A 4,444-nucleotide genomic window follows, 5' to 3' on the forward strand; every position below is an offset into this window, starting at 1 on the left:
CCCGGAGCCTCCAGAACCTGGCGCACTTCTTGAGCGCGCTGGGCCGGCCCCAGGAGGCCCTCCCCCTCGCCCAGGAGGCCCTCGCCATCCGCCGCCGCCTGGCCGAGGTCAACCCCGACGCCTTCCTCCCAGACCTGGCCATGAGCCTCCACAACCTGGCCAAATTCTTGAGCGCGCAGGGCCGGCCCCAGGAGGCCCTCCCCCTCGCCCTCGAGGCCGTGCAGACCCTGGCGCCCTTCTTCGCCGGCCTGCCGCGCGCCTTCGCCAAATGGATGGGCGGTTTTCTGCGCAACTACCTGCACCTGTGCGCAGAGGTCGGTGCGGCGCCGGCGCTGGATCTGCCGCCGGCGGTGCAGGAGAAATTGAGGGCAGTGACGGGGAACGCCGGCCTGCCGACGGAGATGCGGGAGCTGGCCGGCCGGCTGTTGGCGCTGTGCGGAGGCTCGTAAGGCCGGCGCATGGGCCGCTCCCCCGATTTGACATTTCTCAGAGCAGTGCTATAATGCGCCCGAAAACATCATAACATCAGATGTTATGAAGTTATGCCCATGCAGGAGCGCTCCATGCCCATCGCACCCTTGGCACGCGATACCCTGACGGACGGCGTCATCCGCGAGCTTCAGCGCATGATCGCCGCCGGCGAGGTCGAACCCGGCGGCTGGCTCCCGCCCCAACCGGAGCTGGCCCAGCGCTTCGGCGTCGGCCTCTCCACCGTGCGCGAGGCCATCAAGGCGCTGGCGCTGGTCGGCCTGCTCATCCCCCAGCCCGGCCGGGGCACGCAGGTCAGCCCCGATGCGCCGGCCATCCTGGACACCTCCACCCTGGTGCGGGCGCGGCTCCAGGAACTCGACGCCATCCAGCTCTGCGAGGCGCGGCAGTTGATCGAGGTGGGGCTGAGCGTCATGGCCGCCCAGCGCGCCACCGCCGAGGACATCGCCGGCATCGAGGCCGCCCTGCGCCGCATGGAGGAAACCCTGCACGACGACCGGGCCTTCGCCGCCGCCGATTTGGAATTCCACCTGGCCGTCGCCCGCGCCGCCCGCAACCGCCTGCTGGAGCGCTTCTACCAGGTCTCGCGCGAACTGTTGGCGGAGACCACCCAGTACCTGGTAGCCCTGCCCCAAGTGAAGGAGCATTCCATCCAGCTTCAGCGGGAGATCCTGCACGCCATCAAAGCCGGCGACCCCGAGGCCGCCCGGCGCGCCGCTGAACGCCATATGGCGTACCTGGGCCAGCTCATCGCCGGCTCCCGGCCGTAAACGCACCGCGCTGTGAAAATCATCATATCGTGCAAGGAGAGAGACATGAACAGAAGCAGTTACGCGCCGTATGCCACCCCGCAGTTCGCCCTGCTGTCCGAGGGTCAGCTCGAGGAGATCCATTTCGCCACGCTGGAGGTCCTGCGCCGCACCGGTGTGCGCTTCCATCATCAGGGCGCGCTGGAGCTTCTGCGGCGGGCCGGCGCCTTTGTGGACGGGAACCTGGTGAAGTTCCCCGCCTCGCTGGTGGAGAGCGCCCTGGCCTCCGCCCCGCGCCGCGTCGTCATGTGCGATCGGCACGGCGAGCCGGCCATGCTGTTGGAGGGCCGGCGCACCTACTTCGGCACCGGCTCTGATACCCTGCGCCTCCTGGACCCCGTCACCGGCGAACGCCGCCCCTGGACCACCCAGGACCTCTGCGACTCCTACCGCCTGTGCGATGCCCTGCCCAACATCCATTTCGTGATGTCCAACGGCATCCCCAGCGACGTGCCCGATGGGATCTCGCTGTATCAGTGGCAGTACTTCCACCTCCTGCAGAATACCACCAAGCCCATCGTCTTCGTGTGCAATGACTACGCCGACGCCGCCAATATCATCGAGATGGCCGGCATCGTGGTGGGCGGCAAAGAGCGACTGCGGGAATGTCCGCTCCTCCTGCTGTATTCGGAGCCCAGTTCGCCGCTCCAGCAGAGCGAGACCGCCATTGATAAGCTCCTGCTGATGGCGGAGACGGCGACGCCCGTGGTGCATTCCCCCGGCCCCATGATGGGCGCCACCGCCCCCATTCACATGGCCGGCGGCCTCGTCATGTCCAACGCCGAGATCCTCAGCGCCCTGGTGGTGCATCAGCTCAAGAACCCCGGCGCGCCCTTCGTGTACGGCGCCGGCCTGCACCATATGGACATGAAGTCCATGCAGATTTGCTACGCCTCGCCGGAGTTCCAGCTCACCAAGGCGGCGGTGGCCGAGCTGGGTCGCTACTACGGCCTGCCGACCTGGGGCTATGCCGGCTGTTCCGACGCCAAGGTCATGGACGAGCAGGCGGCGGCCGAGGCCATGCTCTCCGTCATCATGGCCAAGCTCTCCGGCGCCAACCTGATCCACGATGTGGGCTATATGGAGAGCGGGCTGACGGTTTCCCTGGAGATGATCGTGCTGACCGACGAGCTGGTTGCCCTGGCCGATCATCTCATCAAGGGCATCCAGGTGAACGATGAGACGCTGTGCGTGGACATCCTGCATGAGGTTGGCCCGGGCGGCAATTTCCTGTCCCATCCCTCGACCGTGGCGCACTTCCGCGATTTCTGGTTCCCGAGCCTTGCGGACCGCTACACGTATGAGGATTGGGCGGGGCGCGGCCGGCAGGACATGTTCCAGCGGCTGAACCAGCGGGTGCGCGATATCCTGGCCTCTCATCAGCCCGAACCCCTCCCCAAGGAAACGGTCGAGCGGATGCGCGCCGTCATCGCCTGAGCCAATAGACAGGAGGAGAGCATGACCTACGCCTATTTGGGCAAAGGGGATATGCATGGTCGGGTGTTTCGCATCAAGCCGGGGCAGTACATCGCCGGCCATCCCATCGGCATCCTGCACCTGGAGGTCTGGTATCCCCTGCTCCCCGGCAACGTGGTGAACGCCAGCACCTATGACTTTCCGGTGCGCCTGAAGCTGGTGAAGGGGGCGACCCAGGAGCGCATGCTGAGCGGGGACCCGACCCTGTTGGAGGAGATCATCGCCGCCGGCCGCGAGCTGGAGCAGGAAGGCGTGCGGGCCGTGGTGGGCGCCTGCGGCTACTTCGGCAACTTCCAGCCGCAGGTGGCCGCCGCGCTGGATGTGCCGGTGTTTCTCTCCAGCCTCCTGCAGGTGCCGCTCATCCACCGCGCGCTGAAGCCGGGGCAGAAGGTGGGCATCATGTGCGCGGATTCCCGATTCTTGCGCCGGCAAACCCTGGAGGCCTGCGGCGTCACCCCCGATATTCCCATCGCCGTCGTGGGCCTGGAGGATCAGCCGGAGTTCGGCAAAATCCTGTACAGCAAAGGGGAGTTCGACTACAGCCGGCTGGAACAGGAGGTGGTCTCCTGCGCCCAACGCTTGGTGCAGGAGAATCCGGAGGTGGGCGCCATCCTGCTGGAATGCAGTGACCTGCCTCCCTTCGCCGCGGCGGTGCAGGCGGCGGTGGAGCTTCCGGTGTTTGACTTCATCACCCTCATCCGCTGGGTGTACCACGCGGTGGTGCAAAAGCCTTATGAAGGCATATGCTGAGGCGATCCCAGCGCCTCAGCGGGAGTGGGCCGATGGATGTGGAAATGTTTGCGCGGCCGCGTTTCGCGGTGCTGTCCCCCTACCAACGCCGGCGCGTCGCCGAGGGCGCCCTGGAAATCCTGGAGCGCACCGGCGTGCACCTGAGCCATGCCGGCGCCCTCGAACTGTTGGCCGGCGCCGGCGCGCGGGTGGAGCCTGATACCACCCCCGCCGGCACGGCCGGCTACCGCGTGCGCCTGCCGGCCTGGCTGGTCCAGCAGGCGCTGGACTCCGCCCCGCGCCAGGTGGTGATCTATGACCGCCTGGGCCGGCCGGCCATGCGGTTGGGGCAGGGACGCAGTTACTTCGGCGCCAATATGGACGCCCCCATGCTCCTGGATCCGGAGAGCAGGGAACATCGCCCCCAAGAGGAGACGGACGACGCCCGGCATGCCCGGCTCATTGATGCCCTGCCGCATCTCCGCTTCCTGATGTCCGCCGGCTTCGCCGCCGACCGGCCGGCGCACCTGGCGGATCGGTACGCAGCACGGCAGGCACTGCTGAACACCAGCAAGCCGGTGCTGGTCATCACCCTGTCGCGTGCCTCGCTGGAAGCCGTGCATGCGATGGCGGCGATCATCGCCGGCGGCCGGGAGGCTCTGCGCCGGCGGCCCTTCCTGCTCCATTACTCCGAACCCATCTCGCCCTTACTGCATCCCGATGAATCCCTCGCCAAACTGCTGTACTGCGCCGAATGGGAGATACCGCTGGTATATACCCCGTACCTGGCCATGGGTGCCACCGCGCCCTGCAGTTTGGCTGGCACGCTGAGCCAGGCCTGCGCGGAATCCCTCTCCGGGCTGGTCATCCATCAACTGGCACACCGCGGCGCCCCCTTTATCTTCGGGGCCATGCCTTCGGTCATGGACATGCACAGCACG

General features: G+C 67.1%; 5 protein-coding genes. All 5 read left to right on the forward strand.

The features are described from left to right. The coding region (locus H5T60_11955) for a tetratricopeptide repeat protein (GenBank protein ID MBC7243145.1) at nt 1–449 on the forward strand (449 nt) is incomplete at its 5' end. Between the two features lie 114 nt (nt 450–563). Beyond that, nucleotides 564–1,259, forward strand: coding sequence for a FadR family transcriptional regulator (locus tag H5T60_11960; protein ID MBC7243146.1), 696 nt, complete (start codon nt 564–566; stop codon nt 1,257–1,259). Nucleotides 1,260–1,304: 45 nt separating this feature from the next. Continuing rightward, a complete protein-coding gene (locus H5T60_11965; GenBank protein ID MBC7243147.1) occupies nt 1,305–2,735 on the forward strand; it encodes a trimethylamine methyltransferase family protein in 1,431 nt (476 codons plus the stop codon). Between the two features lie 21 nt (nt 2,736–2,756). After that, a complete protein-coding gene (locus tag H5T60_11970; GenBank protein ID MBC7243148.1) occupies nt 2,757–3,524 on the forward strand; it encodes an aspartate/glutamate racemase family protein in 768 nt (255 codons plus the stop codon). Nucleotides 3,525–3,556: 32 nt separating this feature from the next. Continuing rightward, the coding region (locus H5T60_11975; GenBank protein ID MBC7243149.1) for a trimethylamine methyltransferase family protein at nt 3,557–4,444 on the forward strand (888 nt) is incomplete at its 3' end.

The sequence above is a fragment of the Anaerolineae bacterium genome (assembly GCA_014360855.1).
Classification (GTDB): Bacteria; Chloroflexota; Anaerolineae; order JACIWP01; family JACIWP01; genus JACIWP01.